This window comes from Azospirillum sp. A26 (genome assembly GCF_042604635.1).
GTDB classification, from domain to species: Bacteria; Pseudomonadota; Alphaproteobacteria; order Azospirillales; family Azospirillaceae; genus Azospirillum; species Azospirillum palustre.
Window position 1 is genome coordinate 1,108,821 of sequence record NZ_CP170472.1, and the last position, 18,487, is coordinate 1,127,307.

Annotated in this window: 19 protein-coding genes; 10 read left to right on the forward strand and 9 right to left on the reverse strand. The window is 65.5% G+C overall.

Annotation, left to right across the window (positions count from 1 at the left end; genetic code table 11):
- The first annotated feature begins 97 nt into the window (after window positions 1-97).
- Together ABNQ39_RS05760 and ABNQ39_RS05765 are read left to right on the forward strand one after the other, a co-directional pair.
- Window positions 98-781 carry a calcium-binding protein gene (locus ABNQ39_RS05760; protein WP_376959443.1) on the forward strand — a complete coding sequence of 228 codons (684 nt, stop codon included), beginning with the start codon at window positions 98-100 and terminating at the stop codon, window positions 779-781.
- A gap of 149 nt (window positions 782-930) precedes the next feature.
- Complete coding sequence (locus tag ABNQ39_RS05765; protein ID WP_376959444.1) at window positions 931-1,416, forward strand: PRC-barrel domain-containing protein; 486 nt, start codon at window positions 931-933, stop codon at window positions 1,414-1,416.
- 102 nt (window positions 1,417-1,518) lie between these two features.
- Here the strand turns inward: ABNQ39_RS05765 and ABNQ39_RS05770 are convergent, their stop codons facing one another.
- Together ABNQ39_RS05770 and ABNQ39_RS05775 are read right to left on the reverse strand one after the other, a co-directional pair.
- On the reverse strand, window positions 1,519-3,030 hold the full coding sequence (locus ABNQ39_RS05770) for a TRAP transporter large permease (protein ID WP_376959445.1): 1,512 nt from the start codon (window positions 3,028-3,030) through the stop codon (window positions 1,519-1,521).
- 18 nt (window positions 3,031-3,048) lie between these two features.
- On the reverse strand, window positions 3,049-3,588 hold the full coding sequence (locus ABNQ39_RS05775) for a TRAP transporter small permease subunit (protein WP_098739774.1): 540 nt from the start codon (window positions 3,586-3,588) through the stop codon (window positions 3,049-3,051).
- Between the two features lie 511 nt (window positions 3,589-4,099).
- Here ABNQ39_RS05775 and ABNQ39_RS05780 point away from each other — a divergent pair.
- Complete coding sequence (locus ABNQ39_RS05780; RefSeq protein ID WP_376959760.1) at window positions 4,100-5,791, forward strand: methyl-accepting chemotaxis protein; 1,692 nt, start codon at window positions 4,100-4,102, stop codon at window positions 5,789-5,791.
- A gap of 49 nt (window positions 5,792-5,840) precedes the next feature.
- Here the strand turns inward: ABNQ39_RS05780 and ABNQ39_RS05785 are convergent, their stop codons facing one another.
- From ABNQ39_RS05785 to ABNQ39_RS05800, 4 genes are all read right to left on the reverse strand, one after another.
- Window positions 5,841-6,590: an arginyltransferase gene (locus tag ABNQ39_RS05785; protein ID WP_376959446.1), complete on the reverse strand. Its 750-nt coding sequence runs from the start codon at window positions 6,588-6,590 to the stop codon at window positions 5,841-5,843.
- Between the two features lie 70 nt (window positions 6,591-6,660).
- Window positions 6,661-7,638 (reverse strand): alpha-E domain-containing protein, encoded by a 978-nt coding sequence (locus tag ABNQ39_RS05790; RefSeq protein WP_376959447.1) that lies wholly within the window; start codon window positions 7,636-7,638, stop codon window positions 6,661-6,663.
- Window positions 7,635-9,017, reverse strand: a complete 1,383-nt coding sequence (locus ABNQ39_RS05795) for a circularly permuted type 2 ATP-grasp protein (RefSeq protein ID WP_428846399.1) — start codon at window positions 9,015-9,017, stop codon at window positions 7,635-7,637. Before ABNQ39_RS05795 ends, ABNQ39_RS05790 begins: the two co-directional genes overlap by 4 nt.
- Before the next feature lie 288 nt (window positions 9,018-9,305).
- Window positions 9,306-10,442 (reverse strand): flagellar motor protein MotB, encoded by a 1,137-nt coding sequence (locus ABNQ39_RS05800; RefSeq protein ID WP_109445342.1) that lies wholly within the window; start codon window positions 10,440-10,442, stop codon window positions 9,306-9,308.
- A gap of 350 nt (window positions 10,443-10,792) precedes the next feature.
- Here ABNQ39_RS05800 and ABNQ39_RS05805 point away from each other — a divergent pair, with 350 nt between their 5' ends.
- A complete protein-coding gene (locus ABNQ39_RS05805; protein WP_109445343.1) occupies window positions 10,793-11,284 on the forward strand; it encodes a flavin reductase family protein in 492 nt (163 codons plus the stop codon).
- A 22-nt stretch (window positions 11,285-11,306) separates the two neighbouring features.
- On the opposite strand, the gene ABNQ39_RS05810 is transcribed toward ABNQ39_RS05805, so the two are convergent.
- The 3 genes from ABNQ39_RS05810 to ABNQ39_RS05820 are packed head-to-tail and all read right to left on the reverse strand — an operon-like array spanning window position 11,307 to window position 12,618.
- On the reverse strand, window positions 11,307-11,591 hold the full coding sequence (locus ABNQ39_RS05810; RefSeq protein WP_098739682.1) for a DUF1488 domain-containing protein: 285 nt from the start codon (window positions 11,589-11,591) through the stop codon (window positions 11,307-11,309).
- 21 nt (window positions 11,592-11,612) lie between these two features.
- Window positions 11,613-12,269, reverse strand: coding sequence for a DUF6134 family protein (locus tag ABNQ39_RS05815; protein ID WP_376959449.1), 657 nt, complete (start codon window positions 12,267-12,269; stop codon window positions 11,613-11,615).
- Window positions 12,270-12,315: 46 nt separating this feature from the next.
- Window positions 12,316-12,618, reverse strand: a complete 303-nt coding sequence (locus ABNQ39_RS05820; protein WP_376959450.1) for an SCP2 sterol-binding domain-containing protein — start codon at window positions 12,616-12,618, stop codon at window positions 12,316-12,318.
- 170 nt (window positions 12,619-12,788) lie between these two features.
- Between ABNQ39_RS05820 and ABNQ39_RS05825 the strand changes: the two genes are divergently transcribed.
- The 6 genes from ABNQ39_RS05825 to ABNQ39_RS05850 all read left to right on the forward strand — a co-directional run bounded on the left by ABNQ39_RS05825 (window position 12,789) and on the right by ABNQ39_RS05850 (window position 18,436).
- Window positions 12,789-14,534: a long-chain-fatty-acid--CoA ligase gene (locus ABNQ39_RS05825; protein WP_376959451.1), complete on the forward strand. Its 1,746-nt coding sequence runs from the start codon at window positions 12,789-12,791 to the stop codon at window positions 14,532-14,534.
- 114 nt (window positions 14,535-14,648) lie between these two features.
- Window positions 14,649-15,041: a MerR family transcriptional regulator gene (locus tag ABNQ39_RS05830; protein ID WP_376959452.1), complete on the forward strand. Its 393-nt coding sequence runs from the start codon at window positions 14,649-14,651 to the stop codon at window positions 15,039-15,041.
- A gap of 122 nt (window positions 15,042-15,163) precedes the next feature.
- The gene (locus ABNQ39_RS05835) at window positions 15,164-15,694 is read left to right on the forward strand and encodes a thioesterase family protein (protein ID WP_376959453.1); all 531 of its coding nucleotides are present in this window, start codon (window positions 15,164-15,166) and stop codon (window positions 15,692-15,694) included.
- A gap of 39 nt (window positions 15,695-15,733) precedes the next feature.
- Entirely contained in the window at window positions 15,734-16,483 is a 750-nt protein-coding gene (locus ABNQ39_RS05840) for an electron transfer flavoprotein subunit beta/FixA family protein (protein ID WP_376959454.1), read from the forward strand.
- Window positions 16,484-16,499: 16 nt separating this feature from the next.
- Window positions 16,500-17,438: an electron transfer flavoprotein subunit alpha/FixB family protein gene (locus ABNQ39_RS05845; protein WP_376959455.1), complete on the forward strand. Its 939-nt coding sequence runs from the start codon at window positions 16,500-16,502 to the stop codon at window positions 17,436-17,438.
- Window positions 17,439-17,545: 107 nt separating this feature from the next.
- Complete coding sequence (locus ABNQ39_RS05850; protein WP_376959456.1) at window positions 17,546-18,436, forward strand: VOC family protein; 891 nt, start codon at window positions 17,546-17,548, stop codon at window positions 18,434-18,436.
- Window positions 18,437-18,487 lie beyond the last annotated feature (51 nt).

Below are 18,487 nucleotides of genomic sequence, written 5' to 3' on the forward strand. Positions count from 1 at the left end.
TGTATTGCCCCTTTATCGCTTTTCGACCGCCCGGGACCCATGGTTAACATCTGGTTAATCGTTAACAGCACGTTAACGGCACTGATGGAGAGACGCCATGCGCCAGTTTTGGGGGACTTCGAACAACGACGCCATGACCGGCACCGCCTTTGATGACCGTCTCGACGGCTTGGATGGCGACGACCGCATCAACGGCGCCGGCGGAAACGACCAGCTGTATGGCGAACGGGGAAATGACTCGCTGATCGGCGGTCTGGGCAACGACCAGCTGCATGGCGGCGACGGCAACGACTGGCTCGGCGACCCCTATGGCGGCAACGAGGCCGGCAACGATTCGATGTGGGGCGATGCCGGCAACGACCAGCTGTTCGGCGGCGACGGCAACGACTGGCTGGACGGCGGCACCGGCGACGACATCCTAAAGGGGATGCGCGGCGACGACACCATGATCGGCGGCGCCGGCAACGACACGCTGTATGACAGCTATCGCGACGGCGGTGCCGACCTGTTCCGGCCGGGCACCGGCGACGACACGATGGTCAGCTACACCGACGGGCAGGTCGACCGTTTCCTGATGGAACAGGCGACCGGCGGCTTCGGCCACGACACCATCAGCTACTTCGAGCGGGGGATCGACCAGATCGAATTCCATGGCTACACCGCGGGCCAGATGTCGCTGACCTCAAGCGGCTTCCAGTCGACATTCACCTTCGCCGACGGCTCGTCGCTGACCGTCGATCAGGTCGGGCTGACCGCCGGCCACGATTTCATCTTCACCTGACCTGTCCGGCTCCCCCTGTCCGGCCCCTGTCCGGAAGGAGGTCTCCCGTGGGCGATGGGGTCACCCCGTCGGCGCGGGGGACCTCCGGCCACGCCCGTGCTGTTGTAGTGGCGGACATTTCCGCGCCGTCAGCAAAAAGGCCAAGAACGATGGACCACCGCCGCCTTTCCCTGCGCACGCTCCTCCCCACCCTGCCGGCCCTGGCTCTCCTGCCGGTTCTGGCGTTGGGTGCCTGCGCCAGTTCCGACATGGGCGGCGTCCCGTCGGCAGAGGTCGCAACCCAGCCTCCGGTGGAACTGGTCGGGCTGACCGTGCAGACGCCGGACGGCCGCCGCATCCTCGGCAACGTCACCGACCTCGTGATCGGGCCGACCAACCGGGTCGAGCAGGCGATCATCACCGTCGGTGCCCCCCGGTTCCCGAACGAGCATAAGGTGACGGTCGCCAGCGACAACCTGCGCTATGCCCGCAACCGTCAGGCGGTGATCCTCACCGGCATGACGGCGGAACAGTTCGCCGCGCTGCCGCCCACCGCGGGAAGCGACCGCATGGTGTCGCTCGGCAACAGCGGGGTGGTTCTGCCCGCCGGCACCGCCCCGACCAACTGGGCCGGGGCAACGACCCCGACGCGCTGACCCTTTCCCAACCGGAAACGCACAAATAAGAAAGGGGGCCGGACGAACCGGCCCCCCTTTTGCTGCCCAGATTTTACTGTCTGGGTTTAGCGACGCTTCTCATCACTTGCCCTGAAGCTGCTTCATGATGTCGTCCGCCGGGCTCTGCTCCGACTGGCCCGGAGCGCCGAAGGGCGGAGCCACATCCTGATTGTCGAAAGCCGGAATCTCGATCTTCACGTCGTTCAGGTTGATCACCGGTCCCTTGTCGCGGCCGGCATCGACCAGCTGCGGGAAGCCGATGACGAGACCGACCATGATGATCTGGATGATCACGAAGGGCACCGCGCCCCAATAGATCTGGCCGGTGGTGATCTTCCCGATCTTCCTGCCGGTGACCTTGTCGATATAGTCCATCTTCGGCGCCACCGACCGCAGGAAGAACAGCGCGAAGCCGAAGGGCGGGTGCATGAAGCTGGTCTGCATGTTGACGCCCAGCAGTACGCCGAACCAGATCAGGTCGATGCCCAGCTTGTCCGCCACCGGCCCCAGCAGGGGGACGATGATGAAGGCCAGCTCGAAGAAATCGAGGAAGAAGGCCAGGACGAAGACCAGGATGTTGCAGACGATCAGGAAGCCCAGCTCGCCGCCCGGCAGGCCGATCAGCAGATGCTCCACCCACAGGTCGCCGTTGACGGCGCGGAATACCAGGCCGAACACGGTCGAGCCGATCAGGATGAACACCACGAAGGACGACAGCTTGGCGGTCGAATCCATCGCCTGACGCATCAGGTTCCAGCTGAGCTGACGCTTGGCGAGCGCCAGCAGGATGGCGCCGGCGGCCCCCATGGCGCCGCCCTCCGTCGGGGTGGCGATACCGATGAAGATGGTGCCCAGCACCAGGAAGATCAGCACCAGCGGCGGAACCAGCGAAGTGATGACCCGCAGCAGAAGCTGGGCCCCGCGCAGCGTGCGGGCTTCCGGCGGCAGGGCCGGAACCATATCCGGCTTGACGATGCTGGTGAGCAGGATATAGCCGGTATAGAGGCCGGTCAGCACCAGACCGGGGATCAGGGCGCCGGCATACATGTCGCCGACCGACCGGCCGAGCTGGTCGGCCAGCACGATCAGCACCAGCGACGGCGGAATGATCTGGGCCAGCGTGCCCGACGCCGCGATGACGCCCGACGCGATCCGGCGGTCATAGCCGTAGCGCAGCATGATCGGCAGCGAGATCAGGCCCATGGAGATGACCGAGGCCGCGACCACGCCGGTGGTCGCCGCCAGCAGCGCGCCGACGAAGATCACCGCATAGGCCAGACCGCCGCGGATCGGACCGAACAGCTGCCCGATGGTGTCGAGCAGATCCTCGGCCATGCCGGACCGCTCCAGAATCAGGCCCATGAAGGTGAAGAAGGGAATCGCCAGCAGCGTGTCGTTACGCATGATGCCGAACACACGTTCCGGCAGCGCCTGCATCAGCGCCGGAGTCAGCAGCCCCAGCTCGATGCCGATCAGGCCGAACACCAGGCCGTTGGCCGCCAGGGCGAAGGCGACCGGAAATCCCATCAACAGGAAAAGCACCAGGGCGCCGAACATCACCGGCGCCATATTGGCGGATATGAACTCTACCATCTGGGGGGCTCCGGGTCCTTAGGAATGGCTGTGCATCTTCTCGCCCGGCTCGTCACGATGGCCGGTGAGGAAGGCGATGCGCTTGATCAGTTCCGACACACCCTGTGCGGTGAGCAGGAAGAAGCCGACCGGGACCAGAAGCTTCGCGGGCCAGCGGATCAGACCGCCGGCGTCGCTCGACATTTCATTGGTCAGGAAACTGTCCATGAACATCGGCCAGGACAGCACCATGATGAGGATCGTCATCGGGAACATGAAGACCAGGATGCCGAAGATGTCGACCCAAGCCTGGAATCGCCTCGAGAAACGGCCCAGCACGATGTCGATGCGGATATGTTCGTTGCGCAGGAAAGTATAGCCGGCGCAGAGCAGGAAAACCGCAGAGAACAAATACCATTGGAGTTCCAGCCAAGCGTTGGAACTGGTGTTCAATCCATAGCGGATGACCGCATTGGCCGAGCTGACGATGACGGCGACCAGCACGAGCCAGTAGGCGAGCTTGCCGATGCCTTCGTTCATGGCATCGATCAGCCCGCTTAGTCTGAGCAGACCTCTCAAAGGAGAAACCTCCCTGTTGCGGGGGCGCGGCCTTCGCCGTCCCCTTTTGCTTTTGTTGCAGCCGCATAGGCACGGCAGATCGCAACCCTCTCTCGTTCGGAGGGTATACCAAAAGATAGGATTTGAAGGGACTATTCCTTTCCCGCCTTCCAGCGGCAAGGGCTACGTTGGAGCTACGTAGAATCCCGTAGATCCCTGTCTTCCCTGTTGAGGCCGGACCGGGTTCAAGGCACGGAAACCGTAGGCATTTTGCAAAATGCAATCCGCATATTGCCAAATCGCGATAATCCGAGACGCGATCCGTGATCGAGAGAAAGCAGATAGAATATTGGATTCAAACAATATTCGATCTACAGGCATAGCCACGCCTTATGGCGCGCCTTTTGCTCGATTTGCGGAGAAGGTGAGCGCACACGCCTCACCTCCGTAAGGGATGAGGAATCGGGCGAACCAGCCCCCTTACTCGGATGAAATGCAGGTCGAGAGAAACCTCAGATCAGGAGCACCAGCCATGGCATGGATTTCGAACCTCTCAGTCAAGTCACGGACGCTTCTTGCGATCCTAACCCTTCTGCTATGCACGGCTGGTCTCGGCGTCTTTTCCTTGACCAAGCTCTCGACAATCAACGAAGAAGCCGCTGATGTACGCGACAACTGGTTGCCCTCGGTCTCGGCAATTTCCAGACTTTACACCACCTTCGACTACTATCGCACATTGGAAGGCGCTCATCTGATCGCATCCACCGATGAAGATATTGGGAGCGAGGACAAAGCACTTCTGGAAGTCGCCGACAGGATCGAACAGCGGCGGATGGATTACCAAAAGCTTTTGACCCCGGGCTGGGAAACCGAGACCTACCGGAAATTCGTCACGAGCTATCAAACCTACATGAAAATCAGCCGGGAGCAGCTTCTGCCGCTGTCGCGCAAGAACGACAATGACGGCGCCGGCGCCATATATCGCGGTTCGTCGCGGGATGAGTTCCGAACCTCCAAAGATCTTCTCCAGTCTCTGATGGACTTCAACGCCGCCGAAGGCAAACGTGCGGCCGACCGCGGTGAACAGGTCTACCAAACCAGCAAGCTGTGGGTCACCGCTATCCTGGTGCTGGTCGTTGCCATCTGCGTGGGCGTGGCCTGGATGATCGTCCGCACGGTGATCCAGCCGATTCAGGCGATCACGTCGATGATGGGGCGCCTTGCCGACCGTGACATGACGGTTTCCATCGACGGGATCGACCGTGGCGACGAACTGGGCGCCATGGCCCGTGCGGTCCAGGTGTTCAAGGACAACATGATCGAGGCCGACCGCCTCGCCGCCGTCGAAGCCGCCGAGCAGCAGGCCAAGACGCGTCGTGCCCAAGCCATCGAGCGGTTGCTCACCGGTTTCGAGAATTCGTCGACTGCCGCCCTGCGCACCGTGGCAGCGGCCGCGTCGGAGTTGGACGCCACCGCGCACAGCATGTCGGCGATGGCCCAGCAGACCAGCACCCAGGCAACCGTCGTGGCGTCGGCCGCCGAACAGACCAGCGCCAACGTCCAGACCGTCGCCACCGCCACCGAAGAGATGGCCAGTTCGATCCGCGAGATCGGCACCCAAATCGCCCGCTCCGCCGACATCGCCGGCAAGGCGGTAAGCGAGGCCAGCCAGACCAGCGACGCGGTCCGCAGCCTCGCCGAAGCCGCGCAGAAGATTGGCGAGGTGGTCGGGCTGATCACCGACATCGCCAGCCAGACCAACCTGCTGGCGCTGAACGCCACCATCGAGGCGGCACGCGCCGGTGAGACCGGCAAGGGCTTCGCCGTGGTCGCCAGCGAGGTGAAGAGCCTTGCCGGCCAGACCGCAAAGGCGACGGAGGAGATCGCCAGCCAGATCGGCGCCATCCAGCAGACGACGCAGGGCGTGGTGACGGCGATCACCGGCATCGGCGGGACCATCGGCAGCATCAACGACATCACCACCGCCATCGCCGCCGCCATCGAGGAGCAGGGTGCCGCGACCAACGAGATCTCCCGCAACGTCCAGCAGGCCGCGGCCGGGACGCAGGAAGTGACGGGCAGCATCGTTCAGGTGACGCAGGCGGCGGGCGAGGCCGGCAATGCCGCCGGTCAGGTGCTGAGCGCCGCCGGCGACCTGTCCCGGCAGGCTGAACTGATGCGCCGCGACGTCGAGAAGTTCCTGAGCGACATCAAGGCCGCCTGACAAAAGGCATCAACGGGCGTCGCCGCCGGAACGGACGGCGGCGATGCCCTTACTCCGCGTCGCCGTCGGGCACGATGTCGGCTCGGCGCCAGCCGTCCTCGCCCAGGCATTCCAGCGGGTGGAACTTCGCCTTGTAGGCCATCTTGCGGCTGTGGGCGATCCAATAGCCCAGATAGACATACGGCATGCCAGCCAGCCGCGCCCGTTCGATCAGGCCCAGGATCAGGAAGGTGCCCAGGCTGCGGCGATCCTGCGCCGCGTCGTAAAAGCTGTAGACCGCCGAATATCCGTCCGACAGCCGGTCGGTCAGCATGCAGCCCACCAGCTGTCCACGCTCGTCGCGCGCCTCCAGCAGGTTGGTGTCCGCCCTGCCCTCGTCGACCATGGCGGCGAAATCGCCCATCGCCATGCGGGCCATGTCCGAGTCGCCATGGCGGGAATTCTGGTACAGCGAGAACAGCCGGTACTGCTCCGATGTGGCGTAGGCCGGCCGCTCGCTCAGCGTCACCCCGTCGTTCAGCTTCAGCACCCGGCGCTGCGACCGTGTCGGGACGAAATCCGCGATCGGCACGCGCACCGGCACACAGGCCTGGCAGTTGGGGCAGACCGGGCGATAGACGATGTCGTGGCTGCGGCGGAAGCCTGCCCGCGACAGGGTGGAGTTCACCTCGGTCGCATAGGGACCGATCAGGCGGGTGAACAGCTTGCGCTCCACACGTCCGGGCAGATAGGGGCAGGGCATCGGCCCCGACCGGAAGAATTGCTGCAATGGACGCTGCGGCGGCTGGATGACCGACATTCTGAGCGACAACCACCACGACAGTGACGAGGAGGCGGAGGAGCACGAACCTCCTCCGCCGGACCCGAGCTTACTGCGACTGGCTCTGAACTGCCAGAGGAGGCTGGACGCCGAAGAAGGCTTGCGCGATCTCCGTGGTGATGACGCTCAGCTGCAGCTGTATCCAGTCGAGATACTCGTGCAGCCCGTCGCGCAGCACCGCATCGATCGGACGGGACAGCAGAGCGCCCAGCAGTTCGTCCACCCGCTCCATCGCCGCCGATCCGCCACGCAGATCGTAGCGCGAGCGCATCCGCGTCAGCACGCCGTCGATCTGCCGCACGCACATCACCACCGAGCGCGGGAAGCCCTCGTTGAACAGCATGAAGCCGGCGACGGTGGCCGGCGACATGCCGCGGGGATAGACCCGGCGGAAGGCGTGATAGCCGGCGGTAGAGCGCAGGACCGTCGTCCACTGGCTGACATCCAGGGTGGAACCGACCTCCACCGGCGACGGCAGCAGCGTGTGGTACTTGATGTCGAGCAGGCGGGTGGTCTGGTCCGCCCGCTCGATGTATTTGCCCATCTGGTAGAAGTACCAGCCCTGGTCGCGGTAGAAGGTGCCCTCGGTGATGCCGGTGTGGGTCTGGCACTCTTCCTTGATCCAGGTGCAGACCTTGGACAGGTTCTGGGCCGCCACGTCCTTGACCGACATCTCCAGCAACTTGTTGTGGAACACGTTGATCTGCGTCCACATCTCCGTCGAGATCCAGGGGCGCAGGGTCCGCGCGTTCTCCCGCGCCATCCGCATCATCGACAGCAGCGAATTATGGTTCTGGCTGTCGAACATGTAATAATGGACCACCGCCTCCGCCGTCGGACGGTCGTGACGGCTGAAGAAGTCCTTCTCGTCGGCGTTCAGCTGGACGATGGAGAACCAGTTGGTCGCCCCGCGGGTGTCGCGCGCGAAGGTCTCGTGCACGTCGAGGATGCGAGCGAGATTCTCGGCCCGCTCCATGTAGCGGGCCATCCAGAAAATGCACTCGGCGTAACGGGACAGCAGGTTCATGCCGCACCACCTTCCAGAACCCAGGTGTCCTTCGAGCCGCCGCCCTGGGACGAATTGACGATCAGCGTGCCTTTCTTCAGCGCCACGCGCGACAGGCCGCCGGGCAGAACCCAGCTGCTCTTGCCGGTGATGGCGAAGGGGCGAAGATCGACGTGGCGCGGTTCGATGGCGTCGTCGCAGACGGTCGGGCAGACCGACAGGTCGACGACCGGCTGGCTGATGTAGTTGGACGGATCGGCCAGCAGCTTGGCCCGGCAATCCTCCAGCTCCGCCTTGCTGGCGCGCGGGCCGATGGTGATGCCGTAGCCGCCGGCCTCGCCCACCGGCTTCACCACCAGATCGGCCAGATTGTCGAGCGTGTATTGCAGGGCGTCCGGCTCGCGGCAGATGCGGGTGTCGACGTTGGGGATGATCGGGTCCTGGTCCAGATAGTATTTAATCATCCGCGGAACGTAGCAGTAGACCGCCTTGTCGTCGGCGACGCCGGTGCCGATGGCGTTCGCCAGCGCGACGTTGCCCTTGCGGTAGGCCTCCAGGATGCCGGGCACGCCCAGCAGGCTGTCGGGATTGAAGGCCTTGGGATCGAGGAAGGCGTCGTCCAGCCTGCGGTAGATCGAATGGACCGGAGCCAGGCCGTTGGTCGTCTTCATGAAGACGCGGTCGTTGTCGACCACGAGGTCGCGGCCCTCGACCAGCGGCACGCCCATCTCGCGCGCCAGGAAGATGTGCTCGAAATAGGCGGAGTTGTAGGTGCCCGGCGACAGCAGGACCACCTGCGGATCGTCGACCGGCGCGATCTCCACCATGGCGTCCAGCAGTTTGTGGCCGTAATTGTCCACCGGCCGGATGCCGATGTCCTGCATCAGATCGGGGAAGACCCGCTGCATCATGTGGCGGTTTTCCACGACATAGGAGACGCCGGACGGAACGCGGCCGTTGTCCTCCAGCACGCGGAATGTGCCCTGGCGGTCGCGCACCAGATCGGTGCCCATGATGTGGATGTAGGTGTTGAAGGGAACGTCCAGCCCGATCATCTGCGGGCGGAAATTATGGTTCCCTTCGACCAGATCCCGGGGGATCACCCCGTCCTTCAGGATCTTCTGGTCGTGATAGATATCGTGCAGGAACAGGTTCAGCGCGGTGACCCGCTGCTTGACGCCCGCCTCCAGATGCTTCCATTCCGGTGCGGAGATCACCCGCGGGATGACGTCGAACGGCAGGATGCGGTCGACGGCGTCCTTGTCGGAATAGACGATGAAGGTGATGCCGAGATTGTAAAGCTCCCGCTCCGCATCCTGCGCGCGGCGGCGCAGTTCATCGAAATCGAGTGCGGCCAGCCTTTGGCGGATGAGCGCCGTGTGTTCGGCCGGCAAATCCATGGCTCCGAACAGCTCATCGAAGTACAGGCCAGGATTGTAGGATGACAATAGGTCGGACGGTTTGCCCTCGGGTACGCTCACAGACTCCCCCGCGCTTGTATCTGACCGATCATCGCGGGCCGGGCGGCATCGCCCCGGCCATGTCGCATTGTGCAGGAAGTATGACGCATCGCCGCGCGCTTTGAACAGGGCAAACGCGCGCCCCGTTGTGCGACGCAGTGACAAAGCAAGAATTCGGACGCGGGTGCTTCCGGAAATTAGCGCCAAAGTACCGGCGGCGCGGAAGTCTTATCGTGCTTTGGTGGGGGCGCCACCACCACCGGACTGGCCGCCGGCCGAAGGCGCCGCCTGGGTCTCGCGCAGCAGGACCATGGTGATGCGGCGGTTGCGCGGGCTGTTGGGCTGATCGGCGACAAGCGGGTCGCGGTCGGCCTTGCCGACGACGTCCTGGATTCGCGTCGGGTCGATGCCGCCGGCCAGCAGGGCGCGGCGGGTGGCGTTGGCCCGCTCGGTCGACAGATCCCAGTTGTCGCGGCCGGAGCCGGCGGGGAACGGTGAGCTGTCGGTGTGGCCGCTGATCGACAGCTTGTTGGGCAGCTTGGACAGCGCCTTCGCCACCTGCTGCACCAGCTGGCGGGTCTGCGGGTACATCTGGCCGGAACCGCCGGGGAACATCGACACGCGGTCCTGATCGACGATCTGGATGCGCAGCCCCTCCGGGGTCTGGTCGATCATCAGGTTCTGCGCCAGAGGCTCCAGCTCCGGCACCGACTGGATGGCCTGCCGGATCTCGGTGGCGGCCTGCTGGAACTGGCGGGCCTCCTTGGCAGCACCCTGGAGGCTGTCCATCGCCTCCTTCACCCGCTCTCCGAAGTCGGACAGCTTCTCGCCGGGCTTCTGGCCGGGGATGCCCAGCTGCTTGGCCATCTCCTCCATCCGCTTCTGGAACTCGGCGCGGGTTTCGTTCGGCTTCTGGTCGGCGACATCGGCGTCGGGGGCGGCGCCGCTGGCCGACTTTCCGGGACCGGTGCCCTGGCCGGGGCCGGAGGTCGATTCGGTCGGGTCGTCGGCATCCTCGGTCTGCTGCGCCGAATAGCCAGGAGGCCCGGACACCGGCACGTCCGCCGACATCGGCGAACTGGGGGAGACCTGCGCGCCCGGCACGGTGATGGTCTTGCCGCCCAGCATGCCGCCGGAGCCGGACTGTTCGCGGCTGACCGAGACCGGCGAGAAATAGTCGGCGATGCCCTTGCGCTGGTCCGAGGTGGTGACGTTCAGCAGCCACAGCAGCAGGAAGAAGGCCATCATCGCGGTAACGAAGTCGGCATAGGCCACCTTCCACGCGCCACCATGGTGGCCGCCGTGCCCGCCCTTCTTCTTCTTGATGATGATCGGCCGCTCGTCGCCGCCGGAATTCCCGCTCATGCCCTGGCCGTGGCGAATGGTTCACAGCCCGAAGGCCGATTTCCCGTATGCGATTTCTGGGCGCGGCGCCGCGGTGAAAGCAGCGGCCGACCACTGCGGCAGAACCCTGACCGGGTTTCATTAAGATCCGTTTAACGACGTTGTCGGGGCCGGAGACCGGGTGGCGATGCAACGGCGATGGGGTGGAGATGCGGCTTGCACCGGGTGGCGTGCTGGATTAATTCCCGGTATTTCCTACCTTGTGTGTCACCTTCACCGCCACCGGAGGGCGTGTGACCCACGCCGGCCCTCCTGCCCACGCTGCGCCGCCTCTTCACCCTGCCCCATCCAGGCCCACACGACAGGACGTCATGATCACCGACCAGCCGATCGATCCCCTTGCGTTCCGTTCCGCCCTCGGCTGCTTCGCGACCGGGATCGCCGTCATCACGACCATCGCGCCCGACGGGCTGCCGCTGGGGGTCACGGTGAATTCCTTCTCGTCCGTGTCGCTCGACCCGCCGCTGGTGCAGTTCTGCCTGGGCCGTGCCGCGATGTCCTTCGAGGCCTTCAAGCTCGCTCCGCACTTCGCGGTGAACATACTGGCCGCCGATCAGGAGGAGCTGTCCAACCGCTTCTCCCGCCGCGACCTGCAGGAGCGTTGGACCGGCCTGGAGACGACCACCGGCCGCGGCGGCGTCCGCCTGCTGACAGGCTGCCTCGCCACGCTGGAGTGCGACCGCGAGCATCTGCTGGACGGCGGCGACCATGTCATCGTGCTGGGCCGCGTCCGCAAGCTGACCTCGCGCGACAGCGGCGACCCGCTGCTGTATTTCCGCGGCCGCTACGCCCGCCTGGGCTGAGGCTCGATTCAGCCGGCCGCGCCTACCCCGCCGCGCGGTGCAGGTCGCGGCCGGTCAGGTGGATATTGGCATCGGGGTCGAGCGCGCGGGCCATGATGCGCTGCTCGGCCGCCCGTTCGAACAGCGGGCGGTTCATGCAGACCTGCTGAACCGCCTCGTCCGGCTTGGGCGTGTGGCCGACGATGCCCTGCAAGGTGCGGCGGGTGACGAGGACCCGGCCCTGATATTCCCCGACCTGCACCGCGAACTCCACGGCGTCGGCCTCCTCGTTCCAGATGGGATCGTCGGGAAACAGGAAGATGGGCATCGGGTCCTCGATCGGCGTGAATCACTTCAGGACATAGGTGATATCATAGCCGCTGCGTTTGAAGCGCGTCTTCAGCAGCGTGCCGTCCGCCGCATACCAAAGATCGCGTTCCACATCGCCCTCGATGCGGTGATGGGCGGCCTCCAGCGCCTTGCCGCCGGCTTCCACCGTCTCCGCCCCGACCTTGCGCGCCGCCACCTTGTAGGGCGCCGCATCGATCACCGACAGCAACTCCCTGTGTTTCAGCACGTCCGGCGTCCACAGGGTCAGCGGCAGGACGCCGGCCGGAGCCTGCTGGGCCTTGCCGTCCACCGTCAGGCGGTAGGCGCCGGCATCGCGCGCCATCTCGATCTTGTGCGGCGTGCCGTCATCGTCGGTGGTGGCGGTCATCGATTCGAGCACCCCGCCCTTCCACATCTCCTCCCGCTTGTGGTCGTAGCGGAAGTTGATGAACAGCACCTTCACCCGCGTGGTGGCGGTGACGGTGACCTTGGTGCGGTCGCCCTGCGGTTCGATCTTCACCTGCTCGCTGCCGATGGGGTCCTCGCCCATCAGGATTTGGTAATTCAGCGTGCGTGCAGCGCCTTGTGCGCGGGCGGAGCCCGGCAGGCCGGTCAGCAGGGTGGCCGCCATCAGGGCAGCCGACAGGGTGGCGCAGGCGTTGCGCGTCATCGTCATGTGCATTTCCTCCTGGGTTGGTCTGTCTGGCGGCTCTTGCGGCCGCTCAGTCGTCCAGCAGCTGCGCCAGCTTCATCGCGACGCCCATCGACCCCTCGACCTTCAGCTTGCCCATGGTGAAGGCCAGCATCGGGTTCAGCTTACCGTTGATCAGCTTCTGCAGGTTCTCCGGCGAGATGCGGATGGTGCAGTCGGACTCGGCATCCTCAAGGCTGATGCTGATCGGGCTGGCACGGCCATCGACCCGGATCACCTCGCCCTCCTTGCCCAGCAGGAAACGGACCGAGGCGTTGAGTGAGCGCAGATCGCCGCTGCGGCTGCGCAGTTCCTGCAGAATGTCGTCGACCATGAAAGCGTGCCCTCAGGATTGTTCGTAGGACTGGTCTTGACAGTAGGCGCGCATTACGTTTACGTCAACGTCATAACGAAAGCGTTTCAGACGCCCGCCGCCCCGGTTGCCGCCTTTCGGTGCAGGCTGCCAGGTGATCCGGAACGCGCCACCGCCAAGGGGAGCGAAACATGCCCGAGCCGCTTGCGCAGAGCGCCAACCCGCCCACCGCCGCCGTAACCGTTGCCACCGACGATGCCGCCCATCCCTGGCTGACGCACTATCCGAACGGGATCGCCTGGGACCAGCAGTTCACGCCGATTCCGCTGCACATGCTGTTCGAGGAGGCGGCCGCGCGCTATGCCGACCGTCCCTGCCTGGACTTCCTGGGCCGCCGCTACAGCTATGCCGAGGTTCTGGATCTGGTGAACCGCGCCGCCCGCGGTTTCCAGGATCTGGGTGTCGGGCCGGGGGTGCGGGTGGGCCTGTGCCTGCCGAACTGCCCGACCTACGTCATCTCCTATTTCGCGGTGCTGAAGGCCGGCGGGACCGTCGTCAATTACAACCCGCTCTATGTCGAGCGGGAACTGGAGCACCAGATCACCGACTCGCAGACCGAGATCATGGTGACGCTGGACCTGAAGCAGATTTACCCGCGCGTTGCCGCGATGCTGGCGCGCACGCCGATGAAGCGCATCGTCGTCTGCCGCATGGCGACCATCCTGCCGGCGGTGAAGAAGGCGCTGTTCAGCGTGCTGAAGCGCGGCGAGCTTGCCGCCGTGCCGCGCGACGACCGCCATATCGATTTCAGCAGCCTGCTGACCAATGACGGAACGCTGCGCCCGGTGCGCATCGACGGGCTGCGCGACGTGGCGGTGCTGCAATACACCGGCGGCACCACCGGCGTGCCGAAGGGCGCGATGCTGACCCACCATAACCTGCTGTCCAACGCCCGGCAGGTGCAGGCCTGGTTCCCCACCGTGGCGCTGGGCCAGGAGCGCATGCTCGCCGTGCTGCCCTTCTTCCATGTCTTCGCCATGACGGTGGTGCTGAACATGGGGCTGGCCTGCGGCGCGGAACTGATCATGCTGCCGCGCTTCGAGACCGAGCAGGTGCTGAAGACCATCGCCAAGCGCAAGCCGACGCTCGTCCCCGGCGTGCCCACCATGTACAAGGCGCTGCTGGGCCACCCGCAGGTCGCCCGCTACCCGATGACCTCGATCCGCTACTGCATCTCCGGCGGCGCGCCGCTGCCGATGGAACTGAAGCGCCAGTTCGAGACGGCGACCGGCTGCGTGCTGATCGAAGGCTATGGCCTGTCTGAAGCCTCGCCCGTCTGCGCCGCCAACCCGCTGAGCGGCGTCAACAAGGAAGGGTCGATCGGCCTGCCGCTGCCCGGTATCTCCATCGAGATCCGCGACCTCGAGGACCCGACCCGCAAGCTCGGCATCGGCGAGAAAGGTCAGGTGGCGATTGCCGGGCCCAACGTGATGGCTGGCTATTGGGGCCGGGCCGAGGAAAGCGACCGCACCGTGATCGATGGCTTCCTGCTGACCGGTGATGTCGGGACGATGGATGAAGACGGCTACGTCTTCCTGCTCGACCGGCTGAAGGACCTGATCATCTGCAGCGGCTACAACGTCTATCCGCGCATGATCGAGGAAGCGATCTACCAGCACCCGGACGTGGTTGCCGCCTGCGTCATCGGTCTGCCCGACGATTACCGCGGCCAGACGCCGAAGGCCTTCGTGCAGTTGAAACCGGGCGCCAGCATGACGGTGGAGGCGCTGCGCGACTTCCTGCGCGACAAGATCTCCCGCATCGAGATGCCGACGGCCATCGAGTTCCGCGAGGAACTGCCGAAGACCGCCGTCGGCAAGCTGTCGAAGAAGGAACTGATTGCCGAGGCCCAGCAGGCTCTATCGAACGGCGGATGACCCGAAGTCATCGCCCTCACCCGGACGTAAAGGGAAGCCTTATCACGCGACGGCAGCTGTGCTACCAAACGGGAGGCGCATTGTGCCGAACACGAACAAAAGGTCTTCCCAGGGATGGAACAGCTCTACACGGTCAACCAGCTTGCGGAGGAACTGGGCATCACTCCGCGGGCCCTGCGTTTCTACGAGGTCAAGGGACTGCTGGCGCCCAACCGCGTCGGCAACAACCGGGTCTATACGAAGCGCGACCGCGCCAGGCTGAAGCTGATCCTGCGGGGCAAGCGCCTGGGCTTCTCGCTGGCGGAAATCCGCGAATATCTCGACCTCTACAACGTGAATGGCGGGGTCGAGCAGCAGAGGAACCTGTTGAAGCGCGTGCAGAAGCGGCTGAAGGACCTCGCCCAGCAGCGCGAAGATCTGGAAGCCACCGTACAGGAACTGCGCGACATCGAAGAGCAGGTCAACAACACCTTGGCGGAGCAGAAGTCCACCGCGAAGGACAGCTGACCGGTCGGACGCCCCCGGCGCTCCGGTCGGCCCTATGAGGGGGATCGGAGCATGATGGGACAGCAATGGCTGCGGGCGGTGTGCGATGCCCTCGGATTGAGGGGCGGGACGGGGGATGGGGCATGAACCTGATCTTCCGTCTGTTGACGGTTGTCGTCGCCGCCATCGTCGCCGCATGGCGGGGCCGCCGCGCCGGGCTGCTGGATCCGTCGGCGCTGCGCTTCCGGGTTTGGCCGACTGACCTGGACATCAACCTGCACATGACCAACGCGCGCTATTTCAGCGTGATGGATCTGGGGCGCACCGACCTGATGATCCGGGTCGGTCTGGGTCCGACGATCCTGCGCAACCGCTGGCAGCCGGTGCTGGGCGGAGCGACCATCCGCTACCGCCGCTCGCTGCGGCCGTTCCAGCGCTTCACCCTGGTCAGCCGGGTTCTGTGCTGGGACGACAAATACATCTTTATCGAACACCGCATGGAAACACGCGGCGAGCTGGCGGCGCTGGCCGTCGTCCAGGGTGCATTCGTCGGTGCGACCGGCGTGGTCGCCCCGGCCGAGGTGCTGGCAGCGCTAGGCACCACGGCGGCCTCCCCACCGATCCCCGATGCGGTCGCGGCCTTGCGTGGACAGGCCCTGTCCGCTGTTGCCTGAGCCTTAACAAGAACACCATCCGAGAGGAGACACGTCATCATGAAGGTGCTGGTGCCCGTAAAGCGGGTCGTCGACTACAACGTGAAGATCCGCGTCAAGGCGGATGGCAGCGGCGTCGAGACCGCCAACGTGAAGATGAGCATGAACCCCTTCGACGAGATCGCCGTCGAAGAAGCCGTGCGCCTCAAGGAAGCCGGCAAGGCGACCGAGATCGTGGTGGTGTCCGTCGGCCCGACCCAGGCCCAGGAGACGCTGCGCACGGCGCTTGCCATGGGCGCCGACCGCGCCATCCTGGTGCAGACCGACGTGACGACCGAACCGCTGGCCGTCGCCAAGGTCCTCAAGGCGCTGGTCGGGAAGGAGGCCCCCGGCCTCGTCATCCTCGGCAAGCAGGCCATCGACGACGACTGCAACCAGACCGGCCAGATGCTGGCGGCGCTGCTCGGCTGGGGCCAGGGCACCTTCGCCTCGAAGATCGCCGCCGGTGACGGCACGGTCGCGGTGACCCGCGAGATCGACGGCGGGCTGGAGACGGTGAACCTCAAGCTGCCGGCGGTGGTCACCGCCGACCTGCGCCTGAACGAGCCGCGCTATGCCTCGCTGCCCAACATCATGAAGGCGAAGAAGAAGCCGCTGGAGACCATCACGCCGGACAGCCTCGGCGTCGACGTCACGCCGCGCCTGAAGACGGTGAAGGTGACGGAGCCGCCGAAGCGTCAGGCCGGCATCAAGGTGCCGGACGTCGCCACGCTGGTCGACAAGCTCAAGACCGAAGCCCGCGTGATCTGAGGGGAATGAACTGACCATGGCCAACATTCTCGTCATCGCCGACCATGACGGCGCCTCGCTGAAGCCCGCCACCCTGAATGCCGTCACCGCCGCCGCCAAGATTGGTGGCGATGTCCATATCCTGGTCGCCGGCAAGGGTGCGCAGGCCGCCGCCGAGGCAGCATCCAAGGTGGCTGGGGTCGCCAAGGTTCTGCTGGCCGACGATGCCGCTTACGAGCATCAACTGCCGGAAGACGTCGCCCCGCTGGTGGTGTCCACCGTCACGGGCGGCGGCTACGGCCATGTGCTGGCCGGCGCCACCTCGGCCGGCAAGAACCTCCTGCCGCGCGTCGCAGCATTGCTGGACGTCGCCGCCATCTCCGACATCACCGCCGTGGTCTCCGCCGATACGTTCGAGCGGCCGATCTACGCCGGCAACGCGATTGCCACCGTGCAGTCGGCCGATGCGGTGAAGGTGATCACCGTCCGCACCACCGCCTTCGAGACCGCAGCATCCGAAGGCGGTTCGGCCGCCGTCGAGCAGGTCGAGGGCGCCGGTGCGGCCGGGCTGTCGAGCTTCGTCTCAGCCGAGCTGACCAAGTCGGAGCGTCCGGAGCTGACTGCCGCCCGCGTGGTGGTGTCGGGCGGGCGCGGCATGCAGTCGGGCGAGAACTTCCCGCTGCTGGAGGCGCTGGCCGACAAGCTGGGCGCCGCCGTAGGCGCCAGCCGCGCCGCCGTGGACGCAGGGTTCGTGCCGAACGATTATCAGGTCGGGCAAACCGGCAAGATCGTGGCGCCGGAGCTGTACATCGCCGTCGGCATCTCGGGTGCGATCCAGCATCTGGCCGGCATGAAGGACAGCAAGGTCATCGTCGCGATCAACAAGGATGAGGAAGCGCCCATCTTCCAGGTCGCCGATTACGGCCTCGTCGCGGACCTCTTCAAGGCCGTGCCCGAGTTGCAGCAGGCGCTGTGACCGAAGGGCCGGGCCTTCCGCACGGAAGCCCGGCCGCTTCACGCTTGCCGCGGCGAGCCGGCTGTTCTATCGCTGGCGGCACAGAAACCCGACAGCGGCAGGACGCCATGAGCATCGACGGCATCACCGGACTGGACCATCTGGTCATTGCGACCCGTGACCTGGACGCGGCGCGCGACGCCTACGCCCGGCTTGGCTTCACCGTGACGCCGCGCGGTCACCACACCCAGCTGAAATCCGCCAACCACACCATCCTGTTCCCGACCGGCACCTATCTTGAGTTGCTGGGCATCGAGGAGCAGCGGCCGGTCAACGCCCATTACGCCGCCTTCCTGCGTCAGCGCGAGGGCATCGCCGCCATTGCGCTGAAGACGCCGGACGCCCGCGCCGCTGTCGGGCCGCTGACCGCCGCCGGCTTCCCGGTGTCGGAGCCCGTCGATTTCGGCCGGCCGGTGGAGTTGCCGGGCGGCAGCCGCGACGCGACCTTCACCATCACCCAGATCGACCCGGCGGCCACCCCGGCCGGCCGCGTCTTCCTGTGCCAGCACCACACACCCGATCTGGTCTGGCGTCCCGACCAACTGGAGCATGCCAACAGCGCCACCGGGCTGGAGGCACTGGTGATCGCCGCCGCCGATCCCGATGCAGTCGCCACGACCTATGCCACACTGCTGGGCGGCACCGTCACCGTCCGCGGCTCCGCCCGCATGGTGGTGCCCGCCGGATCCGGTGATGGTCAGGTGCCCGTTCTGGTGGCCACGCCCGACCGCCTGCATTGGGCCTGGACCGCCGATCCAGCCTTCGCCACGACCACCCTGCCCTTCTTCGCCGGTTTCGTCGTGCGCGTCGCCGATCCGGTGAAGGCCCAGCAGGCATTGCAGAAAAGCAAGTTCCCGACCGTGGTCGGAGAGGGCGTGATGCGGGTCGGATCGGGCAGCGCCTGCGGCGCCATGATCGCCTTCGCCCAGGGCTTCGACCTCGACAGCCTGATACCCTGAAATTCGCGACGATTTGCGCCGAATTGGGCATAGGTCCCGCTGAATTGCTTG

Coding starts and splice junctions, on each gene's coding strand:
- ABNQ39_RS05840 (WP_376959454.1), top strand. CDS start 15,734: ATGAAGGTGCTGGTGCCCGTAAAGCGGGTCGTCGACTACAACGTGAAG.
- ABNQ39_RS05815 (WP_376959449.1), bottom strand. CDS start 12,269: ATGACGATGACGCGCAACGCCTGCGCCACCCTGTCGGCTGCCCTGATG.
- ABNQ39_RS05790 (WP_376959447.1), bottom strand. CDS start 7,638: ATGAACCTGCTGTCCCGTTACGCCGAGTGCATTTTCTGGATGGCCCGC.
- ABNQ39_RS05845 (WP_376959455.1), top strand. CDS start 16,500: ATGGCCAACATTCTCGTCATCGCCGACCATGACGGCGCCTCGCTGAAG.
- ABNQ39_RS05830 (WP_376959452.1), top strand. CDS start 14,649: ATGGAACAGCTCTACACGGTCAACCAGCTTGCGGAGGAACTGGGCATC.
- ABNQ39_RS05850 (WP_376959456.1), top strand. CDS start 17,546: ATGAGCATCGACGGCATCACCGGACTGGACCATCTGGTCATTGCGACC.
- ABNQ39_RS05800 (WP_109445342.1), bottom strand. CDS start 10,442: ATGAGCGGGAATTCCGGCGGCGACGAGCGGCCGATCATCATCAAGAAG.
- ABNQ39_RS05780 (WP_376959760.1), top strand. CDS start 4,100: ATGGCATGGATTTCGAACCTCTCAGTCAAGTCACGGACGCTTCTTGCG.
- ABNQ39_RS05770 (WP_376959445.1), bottom strand. CDS start 3,030: ATGGTAGAGTTCATATCCGCCAATATGGCGCCGGTGATGTTCGGCGCC.
- ABNQ39_RS05795 (WP_428846399.1), bottom strand. CDS start 9,017: ATGGATTTGCCGGCCGAACACACGGCGCTCATCCGCCAAAGGCTGGCC.
- ABNQ39_RS05825 (WP_376959451.1), top strand. CDS start 12,789: ATGCCCGAGCCGCTTGCGCAGAGCGCCAACCCGCCCACCGCCGCCGTA.
- ABNQ39_RS05760 (WP_376959443.1), top strand. CDS start 98: ATGCGCCAGTTTTGGGGGACTTCGAACAACGACGCCATGACCGGCACC.
- ABNQ39_RS05820 (WP_376959450.1), bottom strand. CDS start 12,618: ATGGTCGACGACATTCTGCAGGAACTGCGCAGCCGCAGCGGCGATCTG.
- ABNQ39_RS05810 (WP_098739682.1), bottom strand. CDS start 11,591: ATGCCCATCTTCCTGTTTCCCGACGATCCCATCTGGAACGAGGAGGCC.
- ABNQ39_RS05835 (WP_376959453.1), top strand. CDS start 15,164: ATGAACCTGATCTTCCGTCTGTTGACGGTTGTCGTCGCCGCCATCGTC.
- ABNQ39_RS05785 (WP_376959446.1), bottom strand. CDS start 6,590: ATGTCGGTCATCCAGCCGCCGCAGCGTCCATTGCAGCAATTCTTCCGG.
- ABNQ39_RS05805 (WP_109445343.1), top strand. CDS start 10,793: ATGATCACCGACCAGCCGATCGATCCCCTTGCGTTCCGTTCCGCCCTC.
- ABNQ39_RS05765 (WP_376959444.1), top strand. CDS start 931: ATGGACCACCGCCGCCTTTCCCTGCGCACGCTCCTCCCCACCCTGCCG.